Raw genomic sequence first — 23,646 nt, 5'->3', positions numbered from 1 at the left:
CAGTATGGCATTCACCTGCAAAAACGCTGGCGGCAGACCAGCTTCGGCGAACGTCTCAGGCATCACGCGGGCTGTTTGGTTCCCTCGCCGGTAGTCGTTGCGCGCGGCAACGTGCTCTCCCGTTCGTACGCGGTTACGCCAGCGATATGTCGCGCGGCGATGTAGCCGAAGGTCAAGGCCGGACCAAGATTGATCCCGCCGGCGGGGTAGTAGCCGCCCATGATGCTGGCCATATCGGTGCCCGCGGCGTAGAGCCCGTGGATGGCTTGCCCATCGCCGTCGAGTACTTGCGCGTGTTGATTGACCTTCAGCCCGGCGAATGTGCCAAAGCAGCCTGGCTGGACCTTGACGGCGTAGAACGGACCTTTGTCGATCGGCGCGACGCAGGGGTTGGGTTGCTGGAGTGGATCGCCTTGCTTGCGGTTGTAAGGTGTGGAGCCACGACCAAACTGCGGGTCTTCACCTTTTCGCGCATGCTGGTTGTAGTGCGCCACGGTGGTTTCCAGCGCGCTGGGGTCGATGCCACAGGCCACAGCCAGTTCTTCAATCGTGTTGCCGGTTTTCAAGTAGCCGCTGCGAATGAACGGTGTGACGGGTAACGGGAAGGGGCGGGAAATTCCCAGGCCGTAACGACGTTGAAAGTGATGGCTGCAAATCAGCCAGGAGGCGACTTCTTCATCGGCCGGGGCGGCGGCGACCATTGCCGTGACGTAATCGTAGTAGCCGTTGGCTTCGTTGACGAAGCGCTGGCCGTTGCGCAGTACGCCGATGATTCCCGGTTTGCCACGCTCGATGATGTGCGGGAAGTGACCGACGCTGCCGTCCTTGTAGGGCACCTGCGAAACCGGTGCCCAGGCCACCGGTGATTCGAGGTCGGTCTTTATCTGGCCGCCGACGCTTTCGCCCAGCCGCAGGCCGTCGCCCGAGGAACCGAGCGGCGGCAGCGCCAGATGCTCAACGCCAGTGGGCGTGCGTGGGAACAGGGTCTTGCGCCGTTCGATGTCGTTGGGAAAACCACCGGCCGCCAGCACCACGGCTTGGCGTGCGCGGATCTGGATAACGCCGTTGGCGCTGTGGATAACCGCGCCATTGACCCGGTTGCCGTCACGCAGCAGCCCGGTTACAGGCGCTGACTCCCAGAGCAGAACGCCGAGGTCTTCAGCCGATTTTGCCAAACGCGCCACCAGCGCCACGCCATTCACCAGTTGCATCGCGCGACCGTGTAGCGCGAGGTCGAGCAGGTGTCGGCTGAAACGCCGGGTCGCGTGCCAGAACGCGGACCAAGAGCGGGTCAGATTGAGGAACGCCGACAGGTCGGCGCCGGCCATGATCGGCATGCCCATGAACGAGGTTTCACGCATCGTTGTTCGCAGCCGCTTGAGCAACGTGCCGACCTTGCGTGCGTCGTAAGGCGCGGCGATCACCGAGCGTCCGCCGGTTCCGGCGCCCGGTGTGTCGCCGTGAATATCGGCGATGCCGTTACCGTCGGCAAATTGCAGCGAGGTGTGCTCCTCAAAGAACGCGACCATGCGCGGGCCGGCTTCGAGGAAAGCGTCGATCATCTCCGGTTGGTAGCGTTCGCCAAGTTCGTGTTTGAGGTAGGTGCGCGGCAGGTCGACGTCTTCAATGATGCCGGCGCGCCGGGCCAGCGGATTGCACGGCACCCACGCCCAGCCACCGGACCAGGCCGTGGCGCCGCCGAACACCGGTTCTTTTTCCACGACAATCACCTTGAGCCCGTGCCAGGCCGCGGTGACGGCGGCGGACAAACCCGCCGCACCGGAGCCGACAATCAGCACATCGCAGTCGACTGCTGGGGGAAAAGTGGATTTGGCAGGCATGCTGGCTAACTCCGGCGATCTTGTTATTTTGGAATTTAATTCCAAAAAATATACGGAGCCGGTTTGGAAACGACAAGGTCGTCCCGGCGCAAAGCGCTATTTTCGGGCGGTTATCGGACACTGCAGTTCCACATTTCGCATTCACCCGGTTGTCTTCTAGAATCGGCAAAATTTAGTCTGGAATCGCACCATGGCCGGCAGTCAAATCGAACGTGTCTTCAGTGTTCTGGAAAGTCTTACCAGTGATCCGCGAGGCTTGCCGATGCAGGTGCTGGCCGAGCAACTGGAGATCCCGAAAAGTGCGACGCACCGCTTGCTCGCCGAGCTGATCCGCCTGGGTTACGTGCGGCAGAATCCGGACAACTTGCGTTATCACCTGTCGACCAAACTGGTTGCCATGGGTTTTCGTTACTTGTCGAGCAGCGGTGCGGATATCGTCCAGCCGGTGCTTGATCGGTTGGCTCAGGAAACCGGCGAGCTGGTGCGATTGGGCGTGATCGAGGGCGAGCGTCAGACCTGGATCGCCAAGTCTCAGGGCGCGCGTTCCGGTTTGCGCTATGACCCGGACATGGGCCGCGATGCACCGTTGTTCTACACCGCGTCAGGGCACGCGTGGCTGGCCAGCCTCAGTGATGCCGAGGCTTTGTCACTGGTGGAACGGCAAGCGGCGGATATGCCGCTGGAGTTGGGACCGAATGCACCGCGCTCCAACATCGAACTGCTCGAGCGCCTGCGCCTGGCCCGCGAACATGGCTATGCCTGGGTTCAGGAGAGCTCGGCGGTCGGCACCTCGGCAATCGCCGCAGTGGTGCGCCATCCGGTGGATGGGCGGGTGGTAGGCGTGCTCAGTGTCGCCGGGCCGAGTGCGCGGTTGCCCGAGTCGCGACTGCATGAACTGGCGCCGTTGTTGCTGCAATTTGCTCAGGAGCTGTCGGCGGCGAGTCAGGCCTCGGAGCTGTTCAACTGATCGCCATATCCCCATATCCCCATATCCCCCCTGTAGGAGCAAAGCTTGCTCGCGATGCAGACACTGCGGTGTTTCAGGAAGACCGCGTCATCGTTTATCGCGAGCAAACGGAACGCCGCCCGGCTGCTCCTACAGAAGCTGTGCGCTGTTCGAACACTATTGGCGTTTCCTTGTGTGAGAAATTGGAATTGAGTTCTAGATTATTGGAATTCGATGTCCTGACAATAATCACAAGAGGATTGCACTGTGAGTTCGCCACTTCGCATTGCGCTGATTGGCGCCGGCAATATGGGCCAGCAGCATTACCAGCATCTCAAGACCCTGAATGAGGCGACCTTGTGCGCAGTGGCCGATCCCGGTCCGCAAGCTGCCGGGATCGCGGCCGAGTGGGGCGTGCCGTATTTCACCGATCACCGGGCACTGCTGGAGCAGCTCAAGCCTGACGCCGTTATCGTTGCCAACCCGAACAACCTGCACGTGAGCACGGCGCTCGATTGCCTGGCCACTGGCGTGCCGGTGTTGCTGGAGAAACCGGTGGGCGTGCACCTGGATGAAGTGCGCGAACTGGTGGCCGCGTCGACAGCCACTGGCGTGCCGGTTCTGGTCGGTCATCATCGTCGGCATAATCCGCTGATCGCCCGCGCCCATGAGCTGGTGCGCAGCGGGGCACTGGGGCAACTGACGATGGTCACCGCGCTCTGGCAGGTGCGCAAACCCGACAGCTATTTCGAGATTCCCTGGCGCCGCGAGGCCGGTGCCGGAATGTTGCTGACCAACCTGATTCACGACCTCGATCTGCTACGCCACTTGTGCGGAGAAGTGCATCAGGTACAGGCCATCACCAGCAATGCGGTGCGCAGGTTTGCCAATGAAGATTGCGCGGCGGTACTGCTGCAATTCGACAACGGTGCGCTGGGCAGTCTGACCGGCTCCGACGCGGTGGCGGCGCCCTGGAGCTGGGAACTGGACTCGGGAGAAAACCCGGTTTACCCACTTCAAGCTGACCAGCCGTGCTACCTGCTGGCCGGGACCGCTGGCGCACTGAGTATTCCGCAGCTCAAGCGCTGGCATTACGCCGAAGCGGACGCCGGTTGGCATCAACCCTTGCAGGCCGTTCAAGAATGTTTCAACGCGGATGAAGCACTGCGCCTGCAATTGCAGCATTTCGTGAAGGTGGCCCGAGGTGAGGCGAAGCCGCTGGTGAGCGTCGCTGACGCGGCCCGAACGCTGGCGCTGATCGAAGCCATACGCGAGGCCGCTGCCAGCGGTCGCGCCTGTGTTCCGGCACGGATCGAGGAATGAACATGAGCGAGCGTATTTTCTCCCTGGCCAGCCTGACCGTTCTTGAATTGTCGCCGCCGGAGATGGTCGAGGTGGCGGCGCGTGCAGGGTATAGCCATGTCGGGCTGCGACTGGTCCCGGCCACCCCCGAGGAGCATCATTTCCCGCTGATGGCCGATGCACAGTTGTGGCAACAGACGCGGGCGCGGCTGCGTGACACCGGCATTCAAGTGCTGGATGTCGAAATTCTGCGACTGAAAGCCGAAACCCGGGTGGCGGATTTCGAGGCGGTCCTGGCGGCCGGCGCAGAGCTCGGTGCCAGTGAATTACTGGTAGCCGGTAATGATCCTGACGAGCAGCGGCTCACCGAGAATTTTGCCGCACTCTGCGATCTGGCGGCAGGTTACGGTTTGCACACTCATCTGGAGTTCATGCCCTGGACCGATGCGCGCAACCTTGAGCAGGCCGTGCGTATTGTTGAGAACGCTGATCACGAATACGGTGGCGTGCTGGTGGATGCATTCCATTTCGACCGCTCGGCTTCACGTCTGGAAGATCTGGCCAGGGTCGCGCCGTCACGCCTGCGTTATGCACAGCTGTGCGATGTGGCAGGACCCAGGCCTGCAGACATGCAGGAGATTTTGCGTCAGGCACGCAACGAGCGGCGTTTCCCTGGCGAAGGGGATTGCGACCTGCTTGGGTTATTGAGGTGTTTGCCGGTTAATCTGCCATTGAGCCTGGAGGTGCCGGCCGTGCAGTTACAACGGCAGGGCGTGAGTGCCTTGCAGCGGGCGCAGATGGCGTTGGACAAGACGCGTGCGTTGTTGGCGTTTGTTTGACCGGTGCTGCGCACCTTCGCGGGCAAGCCTTGCTTTTCAGGTTTTCGCTGACCTGTAGGAGCAAGGCTTGCCCGCGATGCTTTTCAGGTCCTTCAACTTTCGGGATTTCCCATGACTGTATCGAGCACTCCGCTTTCCGGTATCAATCAACCCTTCAAAGGCATCCTGCTGATCGTTGTTGCGACCTTCCTGTTTTCCACTCACGACGCTTTGTCCAAATACCTGTCGGGTTTCTATCCGGTGATCATGGTGGTGTGGGCGCGGTATCTGGTTCACACGTTGCTGATGGCCGGGATTTTTCTGCCGCAATCCGGCTTGCGCGTCCTGCGCACCAAGCGCCCGTTGCTGCAATTGCTGCGGGCACTGTGCTTGCTCGGGACTAGCCTGTTGTTCACTACGGGCTTGTTGTTCATTCCTTTGGCGGAAGCCACTGCGGTCAACTTTCTCGCGCCGGTGTTGGTGACCGCGTTGTCGGTGCCATTGCTCGGTGAGCGGGTGACGCGCGGGCAATGGCTGGCGGTGATTTGCGGGTTTATCGGCGTGTTGATCATCGTCCATCCGGGCGGTGATTTGTTCACTCCGGCGGTGTTGCTGCCGTTCTGCTCGGCGTTGTTTTTCTGCTTCTACCAACTGCTGACACGCAAACTCAGCGAGGTCGACAGCCCGACCACCAGCAACTTCTTTGCCGGTTTGTGCAACACCCTGGTCATGAGCGCGCTGGTGCCGATGTTCTGGCAAGTGCCGAGCTTGACTCATGGCCTGTTGATGCTGGCGCTGGGTAGCTGCGGGATGACCGCGCATCTGTTGCTGACTCAGGCATTCCGGCATGCCGCACCAGCACTGCTGGCACCCTTTGGTTACTGTCAGATCGTGTTTGCCGGACTGCTCGGCTGGTTGCTGTTTTCCCACACGCCAAGCCTGACCACGGTGATCGGCATCGCGATCATTTGCCTTAGCGGTCTGGCGGCGGCGTGGCAACAGCGCAGAAGCTGATTGCGCTCAAAACCTGAAACGCACGACCAGGTTCTGCAAACCGGCCGCCAGTTGCGACAACTCCCGACTGGTGGCGCTGGTCTGGGTCGACGCATCGGCGCTTGCCAGCGACAGGTCGCGGATGTTCAGCAGGTTGCGATCGACCTCCCGGGCCACTTGTGCCTGTTCTTCCGAGGCGCTGGCGATCACCAGGTTGCGCTCGTGGATCTGCTCCATGGCGCAGGTGATTTGCGTCAGGGCCACGCCGGCCTGTTCGGCGATCGACAAGGTCTGGGCCACGCGCTGGCTGTTGCCGTGCATCGACAGCACCACACTGTCGGTGTCGCCCTGAACCCGGGCGATCATCTGCTCGATTTCCCGGGTCGACTGCTGGGTGCGATGGGCCAGGGCTCGCACTTCATCGGCAACCACGGCAAAACCACGCCCGGCTTCCCCGGCTCTTGCGGCTTCGATGGCGGCGTTGAGGGCCAGCAGGTTGGTCTGTTCGGCAATGGCGCGGATGACATCCAGTACTTTGCCGATTTCCCGGGATTGTTCGGCCAGGGTCTGAACCTGTTGCAGCGCGGTGCCGACTTCGGCACTCATGGCCTGGATCGAATCGAGCGTCTCGATCACTCGCGCCTGACCCTGAGTGGCCTCTATCGTCGATTGGCGCGTGGTGTCTGAGGTCGAGACCGCGTTGCGTGCCACTTCTTCGACGGCGACGGTCATTTCATTGACCGCCGTGGCGGCCTGCTCGATTTCGTTGTGCTGCTGTTGCAAGCGATTGGAGTCCAGCCCGGTGTTCTGGCTCATCTGCTGCGCCGCACCGTTCAGTTGGTTAGACGTATCGCTGATCAACTGCAGGGTGTCGCGCAGGCTGTTTTGCATGCTGGCCAGAGCCCTGAGCAAACGGGCGGTTTCATCGGGCCCCTGGCTCTGGATCGGTGCACTCAGGTCACCGTCAGCGACCTGCTCGGCCACACGCACAGCCTGACGGATGGGCATGACGATGCTGCGGATCAGCAGCCAGGCCAGGCATGAGGTCAGCAGGGCAACAGCGATCAGTGCGCCGATCACGGTCATTTTTACCTGGGCGTAAAGCCCGTCGGCATGGCTGGCCGATTGGCTGACTTCGCTGGCGGTGAGGTTCATCAGCTCGGTGAATTGATCGCCGGTCTGGGTCGAGTAATCCTGGATTTTTCCGTTGAGCAGCGCGCTCATGTCCTCGCTGCGGTTTTGCCGGGACAGTTCTTCGTATTGATCCAGCGCCTGTCGGTAGCTCTTTACAGTGCTGACAAAGGTTTCGTACTGCACGCGGTTGTAGTCGTCGACCAGGGGCGCGAATCTGGTCAGCGTTTGCTCAAGCCAGCCTTCCACCTGGTGCAGGCGAGCGATAGTGGCATCGAGTACTTTGGGTTCGCGGTTGAGCGCCATGCGCAGGCTGAGCACGCGAATGCTCAGAATGTAGTCGCGGATTTCCCCCAGGTAGCGTGTGCTGGGCAGGGAGACGTTTTCGGTGTGCTGGCCGGTGGCGCGTACTTCGGCCACCTGCTTGAGGGCAAACAGTCCTTGCAACAACACCAGCAGGGCGATTAGGCCGAAGCTGATCAGCGCACGTTTGGCGATGCTCAGGTTACCCAGAGACATGGTATGAGCTCCGTGGACGGAAAAAAGAGGGACGAAATCGGCAGCCGTGCGAACAAAAAAACGCAGGCCTGAAACCAGGCCTGCGAAAGAGGAAGCGTCAGTCTTCGAGGTTCGGAATCTTGCGCGGTGCCATGAAGTACAGCCAGATCAGCGCAATGAAGTACATCGCCGGAATCATGGTGAACAGCACGGTGTAGTTGTTATTGGTGATGGTCAGGATGTGCCCGACCAACTGGGTCATGAACATCCCGCCAATGGCGGCGCACATGCCGCCGAAACCGAACACCGTGCTCATCATGTGCTTGGGCGTGTAGTCCATCACCAGGCTCCAGATGTTCGCAGTCCAGGCCTGGTGCGCGCCGATGGCCAGCGAGATGGCAAACACTGCGACCCACAGGTTGCTGGAGCCGGCGGCCATGATCACGCCGATGATGCAGCAGGCGAACAGCAGCATCGACATCAACCGGGCCTTGATCGGGTTGACCCCACGGCCGATCAGGAACGAGGACAGAATGCCACCGCCGACACTGCCGAAGTCGGCCGTCATATAGATGATGATCAGCGGAATACCCATTTGGGTCACGTTGATACCCAGGTTGTATTGCTGATTGAGGAACGGCGGCAGCCAGTACAGGTAGAACCAGAACACCGGCGCGGTCATCGAGTAGGCGAGGGCAAAGGCCCAGGTGCCACGCATCCGCAGGATCCGCGAGAACGGTACGCGTGCCTGTTCCGGTTCGGCTTCGTTCTGGATGTAGTCCAGTTCCGATTGCTTCACCGACGGGTGATCTTCCGGGTTGAAGTACTTCAAGCCCCAGAACACCAGCCAGATCCCGCCCAGTGCCGACATGCACAGGAACGCGGCTTGCCAGCCCCAGACGTGGAGGATCAGCGGCAGCAGCATCGGCGTGAACATCGCGCCGACGTTGGTCCCGGCATTGAAGATGCCAGTGGCCACGGCGCGCTCACCGGCAGGGAACCATAGCCGGGTGGTCTTCACGCAGGCCGGGTAGTTGGCAGCTTCGGTCAGCCCGAGAATAAAGCGGCAGACCATAAAGCCCAGGGCCGAAGTCGCCAGGCCATGGGCACCGGTCGCCAGGCTCCAGAGCAGCACCGCGCAGAAGAACACGCGCTTTACGCCGATCCGGTCGATCAGTCGGCCTTGCAGCACGAAGCCGACGGCGTAACCGACCTGGAACCAGAAGTTGATGTTGGCGTAGTCCATCGCCGTCCAGCTCATTTCCTTGGCCAGGATCGGCTGCATGACGCCCAGCGCGGCGCGGTCAATGTAGTTCAGGGTGGTGGCGAAAAACACCAGCGCCAGCATGCCCCAACGGGTTTTGCCGACTGCCATGGCGCCACGGATTTTGTCGCCGATGCCGCCGGACGCGACACCCAGGCCTGAGGCCATGCGGGCGCTTTCTGTGTGAGAGCTCTGAGAAGGAATCATCTGTGCCATCCGTTCAATGACTGACAAGCAAGGCTCGTCGGGACTTCATGGGCGCGTGATCAATCGTCGGGGTGCGCAGATGCGCAGGGTGAAAACAATGATTGATCGGCTGAGTGTTTGTGTTGGCTCAGTGTTGGCTGAGGCAACCAAAGCGCGTGTTCAGCATGCGGGCCGGGTTCGGTCGCAGGCGCCAGAAAGGTTCGAAGGCGGTTGGCGGTTGGGCGCCAGGCACGGGGAGTGAAGGAGAGAGCAACGGAGCAAGGCGTTGAATGCAAGCATGAGCGTGTACCCGATTTTTGAATTTTTTATGGTGTGTTCTGGGTCGTTGGTCACTTCGACCGGTGGTTCATGACCGGACTCGATGTGCTGCCGATGGTGCGCAGTGAGCGAAAAATCGTCAATTCGCCAACCGCCATTGTGTTCGATAATCGCACAGTAAACTAACCGGTTGGTACACTTTGAATTGCCCGGATCATTCATGCAGCCAATAATTTGTCCCAAGTTAAACGCGATCCCTTGTAGCAGCTGGCGTAGCCGGCGTTTGGCTGCGAAGCAGTCGTGAAATCAGACGATGCGGTGAGTCAGGAGGACCGCGCACTCAGGATTTACGACTGCTTCGCCCGAGCGCGGACCGAGCCGAACGCAGGCTACGCCAGCTGCTACAAAAAGCGGTGTCGTGCCTCTAACAAGATCAACCCATCCCACCGGGAGTCGAAACATGCAGCGTTCCATTGCCACCGTTTCCTTGAGCGGTACCCTGCCGGAAAAACTCGAAGCCATTGCCGCCGCGGGTTTCGATGGGGTGGAGATTTTCGAGAACGACCTGCTGTACTACGACGGCAGCCCGCGTGAAATCAAACAGATGTGCGCTGACCTGGGCATCGCCATCACCCTGTTTCAGCCCTTCCGTGATTTCGAAGGCTGTCGCCGCGACCGCCTGCCGCGCAACCTTGAGCGCGCCGAGCGCAAGTTCGACCTGATGCAGGAACTGGGCACCGACCTGGTGCTGGTGTGCAGCAACGCCTCAGCCGACAGTGTTGGCGATGAGCAGATTCTGATCGACGACCTGCGACTGCTGGCCGAGCGCGCCGGGGCTCGTGGCTTGCGGATCGGTTATGAAGCGCTGGCCTGGGGCCGGCATGTGAACACGTATCAACAGGTCTGGAACATTGTCCGCCAGGCGGACCATCCGAATCTGGGCGTGTTGCTGGACAGTTTTCATACCTTGTCGCTCAAGGGGGATCCACGGGCTATCGCGGATATTCCCGGCGAGAAGATTTTCTTTGTGCAAATGGCCGACGCACCGATCCTGGCGATGGACGTGCTGGAGTGGAGCCGACATTTTCGTTGCTTCCCCGGACAGGGCGAATTCGACTTGCCAGGTTTTCTCGCGCCGATTATCCAGAGTGGTTACACCGGGCCGCTGTCACTGGAAGTTTTCAACGACGGATTCCGCGCCGCGCCACCACGCGCCAATGCCGCCGATGGTCTGCGCTCCTTGCTGTATCTGGAAGAGAAGACCCGAGCGCGTTTGCAGCAACAAGCGACGCCCACACCGAACCTCGACATTTTGTTTGCCACGCCGCCGGCCAGTGAGTACGACGGTATCGAGTTTCTCGAGTTCGCGGTGGACGAAAGTCTTGGAGCCAAACTCTCGCATTGGCTGGAGCGACTGGGTTTCGTCAAGGCCGGTGAGCACCGCTCCAAGAACGTCACGCTGCTGCGCCAGGGCGATATCAATCTGATTCTCAACTCTGAACCCTATTCGTTTGCCCACAGCTTTTTCGAAGCGCACGGGCCGTCATTGTGCGCGACCGCAGTGCGGGTCAAGGACAGCGCCAGTGCGCTGGCCCGGGCGGTGGCGTACAAAGGGCAACCCTATCGCGGGCTGGTCGGCCCCAATGAGCTGGAACTGGCGGCGGTGCGTGCGCCGGATGGCAGCCTGATTTATCTGGTGGATGAACACGCCGATGTCTACGGCACCGACTTCCGGCTGCATCCGACGGCAGCCACCGCTGGTGGACTGAAAAGGATCGACCACATGGCGATGGCGCTGCCGGCGGACAGCCTCGACAGTTGGGTGCTGTTCTACAAGAGCCTGCTGGATTTCGAAGCTGACGATGAAGTGGTGTTGCCTGACCCTTACGGCCTGGTGAAAAGCCGCGCGCTGCGTAGCCGATGCAGCTCGATCCGTCTGCCGCTGAACATTTCCGAGAACCGCAACACCGCCATCTCTCACGCCTTGTCCAGTTATCGTGGCTCCGGTGTGCATCACATTGCCTTTGACTGCGACGATATGTTCGCTGAAGTCAGTCGCGCCAAAGAGGCCGGCGTACCGCTGCTGGACATCCCGCTCAATTATTACGATGACCTCGCTGCACGCTTTGATTTCGATGACGAGTTCCTCAGCAAACTTGCCTATTACAACGTGCTGTATGACCGCGACGCTCAGGGCGGTGAGCTGTTTCATGTGTACACCGAGCCGTTTGAAGGGCGCTTCTTCTTCGAAATCATCCAGCGCAAAAACGGTTATGCGGGATATGGTGCGGCCAACGTCGCGGTGCGCCTGGCGGCGATGGCGAAATCACGCAGCGGGGGTGTGCGTCACGCCAAGTTGTAGGAAATTGGTAAACGCAGGGGTAAACGGTCGTGGCGAAGCTTCCTTCACTGCAGCGTGCGGCCCATAATCGCCAGCTGTGCAGTGAAGGCCATGAGCCCGGAATGAGAATGACCACAGAACTCACCGTCGCGCCCGACGAAACCTTGATCGAGCCGCGCAAGAGTCGCAAGAACAACCCGGAAAAGACCCGCGAGAACATTCTTCAAGAAGCCATTGTCGAGTTCGTTCAGCAGGGCCTGTCCGGTGCTCGTGTCGATGCTATCGCCGAACGCATCCACACCTCGAAACGGATGATCTATTACTACTTCGGAAGTAAGGAGCAGCTCTACGTCGAAGTGCTGGAGAAGCTTTACGGCGATATCCGCAGCACTGAAAGTCGCTTGCACCTGGCTGAGCTGGAACCGCGTGAGGCGATCCGGCGTTTGGTGGAATTCACCTTCGATCACCATGACCGCAACGTCGATTTTGTGCGCATCGTCAGCATCGAGAACATCCACAACGCCGAGTACGTGAAGCAGTCCGAAGCGATCAAGGCGATGAACAATACGATCCTCGATTCACTGGGCGTGATTCTGCGTCGCGGTGCCGAAGAGGGTGTATTCCGTAGCGGGCTGGATCCGCTGGACGTGCATTTACTGATCAGTTCGTTCTGCTTTTACCGGGTGTCGAACCGTCATACCTTTGGTGAGATTTTCCAGATCGACTTGCCGGATGAAGCGATCAAGCAACGTCATCGCCAGATGATCTGCGAGTCGGTACTGCGTTATTTGCAGGCCTGAAGCTCAAGCCAGCAGATTGATGATCGTTCCCATGCGTGGGAACGAACATCAAGAAGACCGTGGTCGTTAACCATTCATGCTTTGAAAATGCGCGAGCATTCGCTGTGCATCCGGCGCCACGCCGCTGAACAACTCAAAGGCCTTTACTGCTTGAAACACCGCCATGTTGCCGCCATCCAGAGTACGGCAACCCAAGGCACGGGCGTTGCGCAGCAGTTCAGTTTCCAGTGGAAAGTAAACGATCTCCGCGACCCACAATTCAGCCCGTAGCAACTCCACCGGCACTGGCATGCCGGGCAGTTTGGCCATGCCCATCGGCGTGGTGTTCACCAGACCATCGGCCTGCGCCAACGCACTCGGCAGATCGCTGCCGGCACAGGCCCGGCCGCTGCCGAAATGCTGATTGAGATTATTCGCAAGGCTTTGCGCACGACTGACGTCCACATCGAAAATACTCAATTGCTGCACGCCTTCGCTCAACAGCGCGTGGGCCACCGCAGCCCCCGCACCACCAGCGCCCATTTGGACGACGCACTCGCGGGCAGCATCCTTCAAGCCACGGCGAAAACCTTCGGCGAAACCGAGGCAGTCGGTGTTGTGCCCAATGCGTTTTCCGTCCTTGAGCACCACGGTGTTGACGGCACCAATGCCTCGGGCTTCAGGCGAGAGTTCGTCGAGCAGCGGGATGATCGCCTGCTTGCACGGAAAGGTGATGTTCAGACCGGTAAAGTTCATCCGTTCCGCTGACATCAGCAGGTCGGGGAGGGCGCCGCTGTCGAGTTTCAGTTGATCGAGGTCAATCAACCGATAAAGGTAGCGCAGGCCTTGGGCATCACCTTCGCGCTCATGCAGCGCGGGGGTTCGAGACGCCTGGATACCGGCGCCGATGAGTCCTGCGAGTACCGTGTTGTTCTGCGACATGTGACTTATCCCTTCAAGCGTTGACTGAAATGCTCCAGCGCCAGGCGATAGCCGTGGCTGCCGAATCCACAGAGGACTGCGGTGGCGATGGCCGATACGAACGAGTGGTGACGGAATGGCTCGCGAGCATGCACATTGGACAGGTGTACTTCGATCACCGGTAACTCGCTGGCGACCAGCGCGTCACGGATCGCTACCGAAGTGTGCGTCCAGGCCGCCGGGTTGATCACGATTCCGGCACAACGACCGCGTGCCGAGTGAATCCAGTCGAGCAATTCGCCCTCGTGGTTGGTCTGGCGAAACTCCACTGCCAGGCCGAATTCTTCGCCAGCGCGACCGCACAAGGCCGAGATGTCGGCCAGGGTTTCGTGGCCATACGTCGCCGGCTCACGGCTGCCGAGCAGGTTCAGGTTCGGGCCGTTGAGCACCAGAACGATAGGGGACATCAGGGCGTTCTCCATTGTTATTGTGGGCGTGGGTCGAGGGTGACCCGCCTGTGGAGATAAATTGTACCAGCTGGTTAATTTGGTCAATTGAAGCTGAGCGGCAAGTTGCGCAAGACGGCAATAAGTGTTCGATGATCGGACAGTCGCTGTCGTCAGTGTGATCGCTGCCATGCGGTGCTTTAATTGACCTTGAAGGAAGCCCGAGGCAGAACGCTACCCACTCAAGGATGATTGTGAACACCGATCCCACGCCCCACCAGTCCACCCGCAACGCCCAACTGGTCATCGCTGCGCGACTGGTCTCGGACTTCGGTGCGTTTCTCAATATGGTGGCGCTGGCCACTTACGTTTATATGCTCGGCAACAGCGCCATGAGCGTCGGGATCTTTCTCGCCAGCCGCGTGGCCGGTGGGGTTTTTGCCAGTTTGATCGGCACGATGTTTTATCGCCGTTGGGGCGGACGCTTACCGTTGATAGCCTTCGACCTGCTGCGTGCCGGGCTGTTAGGCCTGTTGCTGGTATTACCGGTGTCGCAGCAAGTGCTGTTATTACCGGTGATCGCTTTCGGTCTGGGGCTCGGTAACTCGATGTTTGCCATCGGCCTCAACAGTCAATTGCCGCACATGATCGCCGGGGAGCAACTGCTCAAGACCAATGCCTGGATCACTTCGGCTTCGTCCACAGCGATGGTTGGAGGGAGTCTGGTGTCGGGGCTGTTGGTGGCTGGTTTCGGCTTCGAAACGGTGTTTGCACTGAACGTCGTCACTTATCTGTTGGCGGCACTATTCATTGTGCCGTTACGGTTCTCCAAACCGGCACCGAATGCCGAGCCAACCCACAAACGGGACGAATGGAGCGCGCTACGCCAAGGCTTGTGCAGCTCGCCGGTCATCGCTGCGATGCTCGCGTTGGCGATGGCCGACACCCTCGGCAGTGCCGCGCACAATGTGGGTTTCCCGATTATTTCCAAACTGCTGACACCCGAGTCGGCCAGCACCACGCTGGGCTTGATGCTGGCGGTGTGGGCGTGTGGCAAGTTGATCGGAGCACGGGTGGCCAGCCGCTTGCCAGGCTCGGAAAACTCAAACCTGGAGCGGCGGTTCTTTTTCGGCGTGTTGTTGATGTCCAGCGGCTTCATCCTGATGTTCCAGCAACAGAGCCTCTATGGCTTGCTGCTGTTTGCATTGCCGGCGGGCCTGGGGGATGGCTTTTCCGAGGTCGGGCTGATGTCGCGCTTGCAGCGTGAACCGGACAGCCTGCGTCTGCCGATTTTCAGCGTTCTGACCTTGCTGCAAATGACCGGGTTCGGCGTCGGCATGTTGATCGCCGCGCCGTTCTACAACGTGTGGGCACCCGGCGCGGTGGTGCTGCTGTTTCACGGGATCCCCCTCAGCACCTTGCTGGTACTGAGGGTGTTGGCGATCAGGGGCGAGCGGGCTCGGCGCAGCAGCCCGACGCCAGTTCCTTGAGAATCGGGCAGTCCGGGCGGTGGTCGCCCTGACAATGTTCCACCAGATCCTGCAGGGTGTCGCGCAACTGGCCGAGTTCGCGGATTTTCTGGTTCAGCTCGTCGATGTGCTGGCGGGCCAGTGCCTTGACGTCAGCGCTGGCTCGTTGGCGATCCTGCCAGAGGGTCAGCAGTTTGCCGACCTCTTCCAGGGAAAACCCGAGATCGCGTGAACGCTTGATGAACGCCAGGCTGTGCAGGTCGTCGTCGCCATAGATGCGGTAGCCGCTGTCGGTACGATGCGCTGCCTTGAGCAGGCCGATCGATTCGTAATAGCGAATCATCTTGGCGCTAAGGCCGCTGTGTCTGGCCGCTTGACCGATGTTCATTCAACGTCCTCCAGGTCTTTCGGTTTCCAGGTCTTGAGCAGTAAAGCATTGCTTACCACGCTGACGCTGGACAAGGCCATCGCCGCACCGGCGATCACCGGGTTGAGCAAGCCGAAGGCTGCCAGCGGAATGCCGATCAGGTTGTAGACGAAAGCCCAGAACAGGTTCTGGCGGATCTTCGCGTAGGTCTTGCGGCTGATCTCCAGCGCTGCTGGTACCAGGCGAGGATCGCCGCGCATCAAGGTGATCCCGGCTGCGTGCATCGCCACGTCGGTGCCGCCGCCCATGGCGATGCCGATATCCGCCGCTGCCAGCGCCGGAGCGTCATTGATGCCGTCGCCGACCATCGCCACGACGCCGGTTTTTTTCAGCTCAGTGACGGTCGAGGCTTTTTCGGCCGGCAGCACTTCGGCGTGAACGTTACTGATGCCCAGTGCTTGTGCAACCACTCGGGCGCTGCCACGGTTGTCACCCGTCAGCAGGTGACTGCCGATGTGTTGCGTGTTCAATTCCTCAATCGCTTGCAGCGCGCCAGGCTTGAGGGTGTCGCCAAAGGCGAACAGGCCGAGCACCCGCGGCTTGGGGCTTTGCTCGATCAGCCATGACAAGGTTCGACCCTCGGCTTCCCAGGCGTTGGCGGAGTCGCTCAAGAGACCGGCGCTCAAGCCGCTTTCTTCCAGCAGACGGCGATTACCCAGCGCCAATCGGCGACCGTCCAGCGTGCCGGCAATGCCACGACCGGTCAGTGACTGGCTGGCGCTGACATCGGCCACCGGCAAGTCACGCTCGGCGCAGGCATCCAGCACGGCTTTGGCCAGTGGGTGTTCGCTGCCGCGTTGCAGGGCGCCTGCCAGTTGCAGCAGGCTCGCTTCGTTGCCGTCGATGGCACTCAAGTGAGCGATGCGCGGCGTGCCCGACGTCAGTGTGCCGGTCTTGTCGAACACCACCACGCTGACTTCATGGGCGCGCTCCAGCGCTTCGGCGTCCTTGATCAGAATGCCGTGGCGCGCGGCCACACCGGTCCCGGCCATGATCGCGGTCGGCGTGGCTAGGCCGAGGGCGCAAGGGCAGGCGATCACCAGCACCGCGACTGCGTTGATCACCGCGGTTTCCAGCGGTGCGCCGTACAGCCACCAGCCGATCAAGGTTGCCAGCGCTAAAAGCAGCACGACGGGGACGAACACCTGGCTGACTTTATCCACCAGCTTTTGAATCGGTGCCTTGCCGGCCTGGGCGTCTTCGACCAGACGGATAATTCGCGCCAACACGGTTTCTGCGCCAAGCGCTTGAGTCCGAACCAGCAACCGGCCTTCGCCGTTGATTGCGCCGCCAGTGACTTTGTCGCCGGGATGTTTGGGCACCGGCAGGCTTTCACCGCTGATCAGCGCTTCGTCGGCATGGCTCTGACCTTCGATGACTTCACCGTCCACCGGGAAGCGCTCACCGGGTTTGACCAGCACCAGGTCACCGAGGCGCAACGCGCTGATGGCGACGTCCTGTTCACGGCCGTCGATCACTTGAATCGCCCGTTCAGGACGCAAGGCTTCAAGGGCGCGAATGGCGCTGGCGGTCTGGCGTTTGGCGCGGCTTTCGAGGTATTTGCCGAGCAACACCAGCGCAATCACCACCGCCGAAGCTTCGAAATAAAGATGCGGCATGCTGCCGGCGCTGGCGGTGGCCCACAGGTAAATGCTCAAGCCATAACCGGCGCTGGTGCCCAGGGCCACCAGCAGGTCCATGTTGCCGGCGCCCGCGCGAACGGCCTTCCAGGCGGCGACATAAAAGCGTGCACCGAAGATGAATTGCACTGGGGTCGCCAACGCAAACTGCACCCAGGCCGGGAGCATCCAGAGCAGGCCGAACGGCTGCACCAGCATTGGCAGCACCAGTGGCAAGGCCAGCACGATTGCCAGCAGCAGGCTCCAGCGCTCACGGCGCAGACGCTGCACTTGATCGTTATCGGTGGATTGCTCGGCTTGCCAGACGCTGGCGGTGTAACCGGCCTTGCTGACCGCATCGATCAACACCTGCGGATCGATCTGACCGAGCAGTTCGAGGTGCGCGCGTTCGTTGGCCAGGTTGACGCTGACGCTGTTCACCCCGGCGATTTTATTCAAGGCACGTTCGACCCGACCGACACACGAGGCGCAGGTCATACCGCCAATGCTCAATTCGAGGCTGTGTGCGGGCACGCTGTATCCGGCCTGCTGCACGGCTTCCATCAGCGCTGGCAAACTGTCGCGAGGGGCCTGGACGCGCGCTTGCTCGGTGGCCAGGTTGACGCTGACGCTGCTTGCGCCAACAACTTTGCTCAACGCACGCTCGACACGTCCGGCACAGCTGGCGCAGGTCATGCCGGATATCGGCAGATCGAAGGTGGTGGAATCGGACATCGGTCTTACTCCCTGTAGAGATGACCTACAGGATCAACCTTGCCACGCGGGTAAGGTCAAGCGCCATGTAGGAGCAAGGCTTGCCCGCGATGAACGATGACGCGGTTGGCCTGAACCACCACGTGGCCTGCATCGCGGGCAAGCCACGCTCCCACGGAAAACCGGTGAATCAGTAGCCCAATGCGGCGGGCTTGAGGTACATCCCTTGCTGATTCATGGCGATGCGGAACTTCAACAGGTCACCCGCCCGCAGCGTGATGTTCTGCGAACCCGGGGCGAGCATCCCGGCGCTGCAACCTGGCGCCTGGCCGGGCAGCAGTTTGAGCCGCAAGGAGTAGTTGCCCGGCGGCAAATTGAATGAGGTGCTCTGCTCCTGGAACAACCGCGCCGACAACTGATCCTGGATGTACACGCCAATCTCGCACGAGGTCGCGACTTCCAGGCGCTCGCGAGAAATGATCAACACGCCATAGTCTTCGGCGCTGGCCGAGGGCGCGGCGGCGAAAAGACTGAGCATGCCGAATAGGCTGAAAGCTGACCAGCGCATGGCTGCATCTCCTGCTTTTGAGTCATTGATGGCGAAGCTTGGCCGAGCACGGCGATGATTGCCAGCCCGGCAGATCACAGCAGAACTTGACCTTGCCACGGTGGCAAGCTCAAGACTGGTTTCAATCTCATCAAAGGAGCTGCCTCATGCAAGTATTCAACGTTCAAGGAATGTCGTGCGGTCACTGTGTTCGGGCCATTACCGAGGCGCTGCAAGCCAAGGATCCGGCGGCCAGTGTCCGGGTCGACCTCGCGGCGAAGGAGGTCGGTGTCGAGAGCGCTTTGTCGGCAGAGCAGGTGATCAGCCTGATCAGCGAAGAAGGCTACGCGGTCACGCTGGCCTGAACCTTTTTAATAGTTAGCGACCTATCGGAATGTTCAAGGCGTCCAGGCGCAGTTAGACTGTCGTGCTGTCGACTGACGTAAAACTGGACGCCTGATGAACCTCCGCACCATTCTGATTCTTGGCGCCTTGAGCGCTTTCGGGCCGCTGGCTATCGATTTCTATTTGCCAGCCTTCCCGGCCATGGCGGCAGCTTTCGGCACGGATGAAAAACACGTTCAGTTGACCCTGGCAGCTTATTTTCTCGGCCTGTCGATTGGTCAGTTGGCTTATGGTCCGGTGGCCGATCGCTTCGGCAGACGCATGCCATTGCTGGTGGGTGTCGGTCTGTTCACCCTGGCATCGCTGGTGTGCGCGTTTGCGCCGAGCCTTGAGTGGCTGATCGCGGCGCGTTTCCTTCAGGCGTTGGGCGGCTGCGCCGGGATGGTGATTTCCCGCGCGGTGGTCAGCGACAAGTGCGACGCAGTGGGTTCGGCGAAAGTCTTTTCCCAACTGATGCTGGTGATGGGCCTGGCACCGATTCTTGCGCCAATGCTCGGCGGTCTGCTGGTCAACCTGTATGGCTGGCAGTCGATCTTTATCGCCTTAACGGTGTTCAGCGCATTGTCCGCCCTGGCGGTTGCCGTGGGCCTGCCGGAAAGTTTACCGGCCAATCAACCGCGTCAGCCGTTGTCGGGTGCTCTGCGTCAATATGGCCGGCTGCTGTCGGACAGGATCTTTCTCGGACATGCCTTGACCGGCGGCATCGCGATTGCCGGGATGTTTGCCTACATTGCGGGTTCGCCTTTCGTCTTCATCAAGCTTTACGGTGTTCCGGCCGAGCACTTCGGCTGGTTGTTCGGCACCAACGCCGCGGGCTTCATTCTGGTGGCGCAGGTCAATGCCCGGTTGCTCTCCAAACGTGGCCCGGCCTTTTTGCTGGCGCGCACCGTATGGATTTATCTGGCTGCCGGCCTGAGCTTGCTGGCGGTCAGTTCACTGCATACCGAGCATTTATGGCCGCTGCTGATCCCGTTGTTCATCTGTATCGCAAGCCTGGGTTGCATTATTCCCAATGCATCGGCGTGTGCCATGAGCGGACAGGGCGCGCGCGCAGGCAGCGCTTCGGCGATGCTCGGTTGCTTGCAGTTCAGCGTTGCCGCAGGCGCGGCGGCGTTGGTTGGCGTGCTGCACGACGGCACCGCGATGCCGATGGCGATGGTCATCAGCCTGTGCGGAATATTAGTGGTGAGCGTCGCGATGCTCACCCGTCGGCTGCAAGTTGCCCGGGCAGCGCAAGCCGCGACTTGAGTCAGCCGGTTGCTCGTTGCTGACGTTGGGGGAGTTGATGAGGGGCGTGCAAGCGAGCCTCGAGGGTCGAGGTAAAAGCGCGAGCTTCGGCTTCACTGCGGAAGTTCACCGCGTGGTTGTCCAGGCGGACCTGCCACTGGGATTTTGCCAATTCTTTTATCAGGATCTTCATTGCTGACTTCCTCACCTAAAAGACTGCATTGCGGGAAGCTCGATTGTAGACCTGAATCAAAGCGGATTTGTGACGCGGATCAAATCCTCGGACTGACGGTGTGCGTCGTTTCTGAAACAGCAAGCGAAACACACCGTCATCTAAAACCCTAGAAGCCTTCGAGGACGATCTTGCCCCTGGACGTGCCGCTTTCCAGTAGTTCATGGGCGCGGCGCAGGTTGGCCGCGTTGATCGTGCCGAAGTGTTCGCCGACCGTGGTTTTCAATGTGCCCGCGTCGATCAGCTCGGCCACCCGGTTCAGCAGCTTGTGCTGTTCGAGCATGTCGGCGGTTTCGAACAGCGAGCGGGTGTACATGAATTCCCAGTGCAACGACAGGCTCTTGCGTTTGAGCTTGGTCACGTCGAGTGCCTTCGGATCATCGATCAGCGCAAGCTTGCCTTGAGGCGCGAGGGCTTCGACCAGTTGTTCGAAGTGCTGGTCGGTTTCGGTCAGGCTGGCAACGTGTGTCACCTGAGGGTGGCCGGCGCGCTTGAGCTCTTCGCTCAGCGGTTGGCTGTGATCGATCACCAGGTCTGCGCCCAGTTCGCGTACCCAGCTTTGGGTCTGCGGGCGTGAGGCAGTGCCGATGACGTTCAGTGCGGTGAGCTGGCTGGCCAGTTGAGTCAGGATCGAGCCCACGCCACCCGCAGCACCGACGATCAGCAGGCTTTGGCCTTGAGCGGTTTTGCCTTCGCGCACTTGCAGGCGTTCGAACAACAGCTCCCACGCGGTGATCGCGGTCAGCGGTAACGCGGCGGCTTCGGCGAAGCTCAGGGACTTGGGCATATGGCCGACAATGCGCTCGTCCACCACATGCAGTTCACTGTTGCCGCCTGCGCGAGCGATGGAGCCGGCGTAGTAAACCTTGTCGCCGGCCTTGAACAGGCTGACGTCGCTGCCGACCGCCTTGACCACGCCAGCCACATCCCAGCCCAGCACTTTTGCCGCGCCATCTTCGGGCGCGACATTCTGGCGAACCTTGGTGTCCACGGGATTGACCGAGATGGCTTTGACTTCAACCAGCAAATCCCGTGGGCCTGCAACCGGCTCGGGCAGTTCGATGTCCTGCAGCGATTCTGGATCGTTGATGGGCAGCGAACGGTAGTAGGCAATGGCTTTCATGGCGCAACTCTCATGGGGCATTCGATGGCAGGGATGATTGGTTATTTCTCTTGAAGATAAAACCGGCTAAAAGAACAGTCTCTTTCAATATTTTTTTGATAATGCAGGTGGGTTGATGCTGCGTTTCGATGACTTGCAGTTGTTCGTCCGTGCCGCAGACCTTGGCAGTCTGTCTGCGGCGGCGCGGGTCATGGACCTGTCGCCGGCAGTGGCCAGCGCCGCGTTGAAGCGGATCGAGCAGCAATTGGGCGCGCGGTTGCTGGCGCGTTCGACTCGCAGTCTGCGTCTGACCGCAGAGGGCGAGGGCTTCTTGGAGTACGCCCGCGCGGCGCTGAGCAATCTGGATGAAGGGCGTCGTTTGCTGGCCAGCGGACAGGATCAGGTCAGCGGCGTATTGCAGCTGTCGGCACCTTCGGACTTCGGTCGCAATTTGCTGCTGCCGTGGCTGGACGAATTCCAGCGCGAGCATCCAAAACTGACGGTACGCCTGCTGTTGGGGGACCGGATTGCCGACCTGTTCCGCCAACCGGTGGACATTGCCCTGCGCTATGGGGAGCCGGAAGACTCAAGCCTGGTGGCGCTGCCGATCGCCCCGGACAACCGTCGCGTGTTGTGTGCTGCACCACACTATCTCGCGCGGCATGGTGAACCGCGCCAGCTGGAACAACTGGCCCAGCACAATTGCCTGTTATATATGCTGGGCAGCCGGGTTCACGAGCACTGGAGTTTTCATGATGGCAAACGGGAGATGAGCCTGACCGTCAGCGGTGATCGTTTCAGTGATGATGCGGACGTAGTGCGTCTGTGGGCAGTGGCCGGTGCCGGAATTGCCTACAAGTCCTGGCTGGATGTAGCCGGCGATGTATTGGCCGGGCGCTTGAAAGTGCTGATGCCGGCGCTGGTCTGCGAGCGCGCACCGCTGAACTTACTGTGCGCCCATCGCGCTCAATTAAGTAAGCCGGTGAACCTGCTGAGTGAAATGCTCAAGTCACGATGTGCCCAATTGTCGGCTCAATCGCCAGCAATGATCGGTGCGGGCGAGTAGTCGCACGCAAATAGGGAAAATTCTGGCAGGAACTATCACCTCCAAAAGCTTCCGGCCGGCAGGAACCGAAGATCATCACGCATATACTAGTGCCTGCCTGGAGTCGCACCGTTGTCGGCGACGTTGCGATGTCTTGCTCAAAGCGGTTGGACGCTGTGCTGATCGTTGTTGAGCCCGGTCGGGGTTTTCGAAGAGGTTCGTCGCATCCGTTGGTTATACCGCCCGGCTTTTGGCGGTTTTCACGCCTTGGCCGGCAGCACATTACTGGTCAAGATGTCCCAGAGCAGCAGACAAATGATTCAACAGGGAGTGAATACATGGAACATGCACCTTGCATCAGCCAGATAGCCACGTTGCTGGCAGACCCGAAGCGTAGCGCGATGATGTGGGCCTTGATGGACGGTACTGCACGGCAATCCGAGGAGTTGGCATTGCTGGCAGGCTTGTCGCCATCATCGGCGAATGCGCACCTGGGGCGCTTGTCCAGCGGTGGACTGTTGAAAGTCGAGGAGCGTGGGCGCAAGCGGTTTTTCCGGCTTGCGGCTCCCGAAATCGGTGCAGCAGTTGAAGCGCTGGCCAGCGCCACTCTGGCCAGTCTGCCAGGCAAGGTTCCAGAGTTGCTCAAGCGCACCAGCCCATCGACGAAAGTGCGTACGGCGCCTTCGTCATTGCTTCGGGCCAGGCTCTGTGAAGACCATCTGGGGGGAAGCCTGGCAGCCGATCTGTATCAGCGAATGCTCGATGCCGGCTGGATCGAACAGCTGGACAAGCGTGTCATCGTGACCCACAAAGGCGCCAATCGGCTGGCAACCCACGGCGTGTTCATTCAGGCCCTGGCCCACAGCACCTCGCGCGTAGTCTGCGCCTGCCCGGACTGGAGCGAGCGCCGACCGCACCTGGGTGGAACCCTGGGGGCGGCGGTGTTGCAACTGTTCATGCAGTCCGGCTGGTTGAATCTGCCCAGCGACACGCGTGTTCTGCAGATCACCGCGGCCGGTCAGCGTGAAATCGATCAGTTCGCCAAAGAGGCCGAGTTGGAAATGGCGCTCTAGCAACCGTTGAAATCGACGTCTGAGGCCAGAGGTTTCAGACG

At 60.4% G+C, this 23,646-nt stretch carries 21 protein-coding genes; 11 read left to right on the top strand and 10 right to left on the bottom strand.

The window, feature by feature from the left end:
- Window positions 1-62: 62 nt before the first annotated feature.
- Window positions 63-1,841 (bottom strand): FAD-dependent oxidoreductase, encoded by a 1,779-nt coding sequence (locus AABM55_RS25530; protein WP_347928092.1) that lies wholly within the window; start codon window positions 1,839-1,841, stop codon window positions 63-65.
- 190 nt (window positions 1,842-2,031) lie between these two features.
- On the opposite strand from AABM55_RS25530, the gene AABM55_RS25525 reads away from it, so the two are divergent.
- From AABM55_RS25525 to AABM55_RS25510, 4 genes are all read left to right on the top strand, one after another.
- Entirely contained in the window at window positions 2,032-2,808 is a 777-nt protein-coding gene (locus AABM55_RS25525) for an IclR family transcriptional regulator (RefSeq protein ID WP_347928091.1), read from the top strand.
- Window positions 2,809-3,054: 246 nt separating this feature from the next.
- Window positions 3,055-4,110, top strand: coding sequence for a Gfo/Idh/MocA family oxidoreductase (locus AABM55_RS25520; RefSeq protein ID WP_347928090.1), 1,056 nt, complete (start codon window positions 3,055-3,057; stop codon window positions 4,108-4,110).
- Between the two features lie 2 nt (window positions 4,111-4,112).
- Window positions 4,113-4,928 carry a sugar phosphate isomerase/epimerase gene (locus tag AABM55_RS25515; RefSeq protein WP_347928089.1) on the top strand — a complete coding sequence of 272 codons (816 nt, stop codon included), beginning with the start codon at window positions 4,113-4,115 and terminating at the stop codon, window positions 4,926-4,928.
- A gap of 111 nt (window positions 4,929-5,039) precedes the next feature.
- Entirely contained in the window at window positions 5,040-5,921 is an 882-nt protein-coding gene (locus AABM55_RS25510; protein WP_347928088.1) for a DMT family transporter, read from the top strand.
- Between the two features lie 6 nt (window positions 5,922-5,927).
- Here the strand turns inward: AABM55_RS25510 and AABM55_RS25505 are convergent, their stop codons facing one another.
- Together AABM55_RS25505 and AABM55_RS25500 are read right to left on the bottom strand one after the other, a co-directional pair.
- Window positions 5,928-7,550 carry a methyl-accepting chemotaxis protein gene (locus AABM55_RS25505; RefSeq protein WP_103317450.1) on the bottom strand — a complete coding sequence of 541 codons (1,623 nt, stop codon included), beginning with the start codon at window positions 7,548-7,550 and terminating at the stop codon, window positions 5,928-5,930.
- A 97-nt stretch (window positions 7,551-7,647) separates the two neighbouring features.
- Window positions 7,648-8,961: an MFS transporter gene (locus AABM55_RS25500; protein ID WP_347928087.1), complete on the bottom strand. Its 1,314-nt coding sequence runs from the start codon at window positions 8,959-8,961 to the stop codon at window positions 7,648-7,650.
- A gap of 757 nt (window positions 8,962-9,718) precedes the next feature.
- Between AABM55_RS25500 and quiC the strand changes: the two genes are divergently transcribed.
- On the top strand, window positions 9,719-11,620 hold the full coding sequence (quiC, locus tag AABM55_RS25495; protein WP_103317444.1) for a 3-dehydroshikimate dehydratase QuiC: 1,902 nt from the start codon (window positions 9,719-9,721) through the stop codon (window positions 11,618-11,620).
- A 101-nt stretch (window positions 11,621-11,721) separates the two neighbouring features.
- Complete coding sequence (locus AABM55_RS25490) at window positions 11,722-12,399, top strand: TetR/AcrR family transcriptional regulator (RefSeq protein ID WP_054594161.1); 678 nt, start codon at window positions 11,722-11,724, stop codon at window positions 12,397-12,399.
- A 66-nt stretch (window positions 12,400-12,465) separates the two neighbouring features.
- Here the strand turns inward: AABM55_RS25490 and AABM55_RS25485 are convergent, their stop codons facing one another.
- Both AABM55_RS25485 and aroQ read right to left on the bottom strand, forming a co-directional pair.
- Window positions 12,466-13,320: a shikimate dehydrogenase gene (locus AABM55_RS25485; protein WP_103317441.1), complete on the bottom strand. Its 855-nt coding sequence runs from the start codon at window positions 13,318-13,320 to the stop codon at window positions 12,466-12,468.
- 5 nt (window positions 13,321-13,325) lie between these two features.
- Complete coding sequence (gene aroQ / locus AABM55_RS25480; protein WP_347928086.1) at window positions 13,326-13,766, bottom strand: type II 3-dehydroquinate dehydratase; 441 nt, start codon at window positions 13,764-13,766, stop codon at window positions 13,326-13,328.
- 233 nt (window positions 13,767-13,999) lie between these two features.
- On the opposite strand from aroQ, the gene AABM55_RS25475 reads away from it, so the two are divergent.
- Window positions 14,000-15,235, top strand: a complete 1,236-nt coding sequence (locus tag AABM55_RS25475; RefSeq protein WP_347928085.1) for an MFS transporter — start codon at window positions 14,000-14,002, stop codon at window positions 15,233-15,235.
- Here AABM55_RS25475 and cueR read toward each other — a convergent pair.
- The 3 genes from cueR to AABM55_RS25460 all read right to left on the bottom strand — a co-directional run bounded on the left by cueR (window position 15,189) and on the right by AABM55_RS25460 (window position 18,542).
- Window positions 15,189-15,602 (bottom strand): Cu(I)-responsive transcriptional regulator, encoded by a 414-nt coding sequence (gene cueR / locus AABM55_RS25470; RefSeq protein WP_054594157.1) that lies wholly within the window; start codon window positions 15,600-15,602, stop codon window positions 15,189-15,191. The two genes, AABM55_RS25475 and cueR, sit on opposite strands and share 47 nt — an antisense overlap.
- Window positions 15,599-17,995, bottom strand: coding sequence for a heavy metal translocating P-type ATPase (locus AABM55_RS25465; protein ID WP_347928084.1), 2,397 nt, complete (start codon window positions 17,993-17,995; stop codon window positions 15,599-15,601). The genes cueR and AABM55_RS25465 overlap by 4 nt, the downstream gene beginning before the upstream one ends.
- Before the next feature lie 169 nt (window positions 17,996-18,164).
- On the bottom strand, window positions 18,165-18,542 hold the full coding sequence (locus AABM55_RS25460) for a hypothetical protein (protein WP_054594155.1): 378 nt from the start codon (window positions 18,540-18,542) through the stop codon (window positions 18,165-18,167).
- 146 nt (window positions 18,543-18,688) lie between these two features.
- Between AABM55_RS25460 and AABM55_RS25455 the strand changes: the two genes are divergently transcribed.
- Both AABM55_RS25455 and AABM55_RS25450 read left to right on the top strand, forming a co-directional pair.
- A complete protein-coding gene (locus AABM55_RS25455) occupies window positions 18,689-18,886 on the top strand; it encodes a heavy-metal-associated domain-containing protein (RefSeq protein WP_054594154.1) in 198 nt (65 codons plus the stop codon).
- Window positions 18,887-18,980: 94 nt separating this feature from the next.
- Window positions 18,981-20,174, top strand: coding sequence for a multidrug effflux MFS transporter (locus tag AABM55_RS25450; RefSeq protein ID WP_103317433.1), 1,194 nt, complete (start codon window positions 18,981-18,983; stop codon window positions 20,172-20,174).
- A 1-nt stretch (window position 20,175) separates the two neighbouring features.
- On the opposite strand, the gene AABM55_RS25445 is transcribed toward AABM55_RS25450, so the two are convergent.
- Both AABM55_RS25445 and AABM55_RS25440 read right to left on the bottom strand, forming a co-directional pair.
- A complete protein-coding gene (locus tag AABM55_RS25445) occupies window positions 20,176-20,346 on the bottom strand; it encodes a hypothetical protein (protein WP_177474787.1) in 171 nt (56 codons plus the stop codon).
- A 148-nt stretch (window positions 20,347-20,494) separates the two neighbouring features.
- Window positions 20,495-21,508, bottom strand: a complete 1,014-nt coding sequence (locus AABM55_RS25440) for a zinc-binding alcohol dehydrogenase family protein (protein WP_347928083.1) — start codon at window positions 21,506-21,508, stop codon at window positions 20,495-20,497.
- 115 nt (window positions 21,509-21,623) lie between these two features.
- On the opposite strand from AABM55_RS25440, the gene AABM55_RS25435 reads away from it, so the two are divergent.
- Together AABM55_RS25435 and AABM55_RS25430 are read left to right on the top strand one after the other, a co-directional pair.
- A complete protein-coding gene (locus tag AABM55_RS25435) occupies window positions 21,624-22,553 on the top strand; it encodes a LysR family transcriptional regulator (protein ID WP_347928082.1) in 930 nt (309 codons plus the stop codon).
- Between the two features lie 317 nt (window positions 22,554-22,870).
- Window positions 22,871-23,605 (top strand): helix-turn-helix transcriptional regulator, encoded by a 735-nt coding sequence (locus AABM55_RS25430; protein ID WP_347928081.1) that lies wholly within the window; start codon window positions 22,871-22,873, stop codon window positions 23,603-23,605.
- Window positions 23,606-23,646: the final 41 nt, after the last annotated feature.

Source organism: Pseudomonas helvetica (assembly GCF_039908645.1).
GTDB classification, from domain to species: Bacteria; Pseudomonadota; Gammaproteobacteria; order Pseudomonadales; family Pseudomonadaceae; genus Aquipseudomonas; species Aquipseudomonas helvetica.
The sequence above is the reverse complement of the archived record's forward strand: the minus strand, read 5'-3'. Positions and strand labels throughout refer to the sequence as shown.

Excerpts from the sequence above, each read along its gene's own strand:
- AABM55_RS25530 (WP_347928092.1), bottom strand. The coding sequence starts at position 1,841 with ATGCCTGCCAAATCCACTTTTCCCCCAGCAGTCGACTGCGATGTGCTG.
- AABM55_RS25525 (WP_347928091.1), top strand. The coding sequence starts at position 2,032 with ATGGCCGGCAGTCAAATCGAACGTGTCTTCAGTGTTCTGGAAAGTCTT.
- AABM55_RS25515 (WP_347928089.1), top strand. The coding sequence starts at position 4,113 with ATGAGCGAGCGTATTTTCTCCCTGGCCAGCCTGACCGTTCTTGAATTG.
- AABM55_RS25510 (WP_347928088.1), top strand. The coding sequence starts at position 5,040 with ATGACTGTATCGAGCACTCCGCTTTCCGGTATCAATCAACCCTTCAAA.
- AABM55_RS25505 (WP_103317450.1), bottom strand. The coding sequence starts at position 7,550 with ATGTCTCTGGGTAACCTGAGCATCGCCAAACGTGCGCTGATCAGCTTC.
- AABM55_RS25500 (WP_347928087.1), bottom strand. The coding sequence starts at position 8,961 with ATGGCCTCAGGCCTGGGTGTCGCGTCCGGCGGCATCGGCGACAAAATC.
- quiC (WP_103317444.1), top strand. The coding sequence starts at position 9,719 with ATGCAGCGTTCCATTGCCACCGTTTCCTTGAGCGGTACCCTGCCGGAA.
- AABM55_RS25490 (WP_054594161.1), top strand. The coding sequence starts at position 11,722 with ATGAGAATGACCACAGAACTCACCGTCGCGCCCGACGAAACCTTGATC.
- AABM55_RS25485 (WP_103317441.1), bottom strand. The coding sequence starts at position 13,320 with ATGTCGCAGAACAACACGGTACTCGCAGGACTCATCGGCGCCGGTATC.
- aroQ (WP_347928086.1), bottom strand. The coding sequence starts at position 13,766 with ATGTCCCCTATCGTTCTGGTGCTCAACGGCCCGAACCTGAACCTGCTC.
- cueR (WP_054594157.1), bottom strand. The coding sequence starts at position 15,602 with ATGAACATCGGTCAAGCGGCCAGACACAGCGGCCTTAGCGCCAAGATG.
- AABM55_RS25465 (WP_347928084.1), bottom strand. The coding sequence starts at position 17,995 with ATGTCCGATTCCACCACCTTCGATCTGCCGATATCCGGCATGACCTGC.
- AABM55_RS25460 (WP_054594155.1), bottom strand. The coding sequence starts at position 18,542 with ATGCGCTGGTCAGCTTTCAGCCTATTCGGCATGCTCAGTCTTTTCGCC.
- AABM55_RS25455 (WP_054594154.1), top strand. The coding sequence starts at position 18,689 with ATGCAAGTATTCAACGTTCAAGGAATGTCGTGCGGTCACTGTGTTCGG.
- AABM55_RS25450 (WP_103317433.1), top strand. The coding sequence starts at position 18,981 with ATGAACCTCCGCACCATTCTGATTCTTGGCGCCTTGAGCGCTTTCGGG.
- AABM55_RS25445 (WP_177474787.1), bottom strand. The coding sequence starts at position 20,346 with ATGAAGATCCTGATAAAAGAATTGGCAAAATCCCAGTGGCAGGTCCGC.
- AABM55_RS25440 (WP_347928083.1), bottom strand. The coding sequence starts at position 21,508 with ATGAAAGCCATTGCCTACTACCGTTCGCTGCCCATCAACGATCCAGAA.
- AABM55_RS25435 (WP_347928082.1), top strand. The coding sequence starts at position 21,624 with ATGCTGCGTTTCGATGACTTGCAGTTGTTCGTCCGTGCCGCAGACCTT.
- AABM55_RS25430 (WP_347928081.1), top strand. The coding sequence starts at position 22,871 with ATGGAACATGCACCTTGCATCAGCCAGATAGCCACGTTGCTGGCAGAC.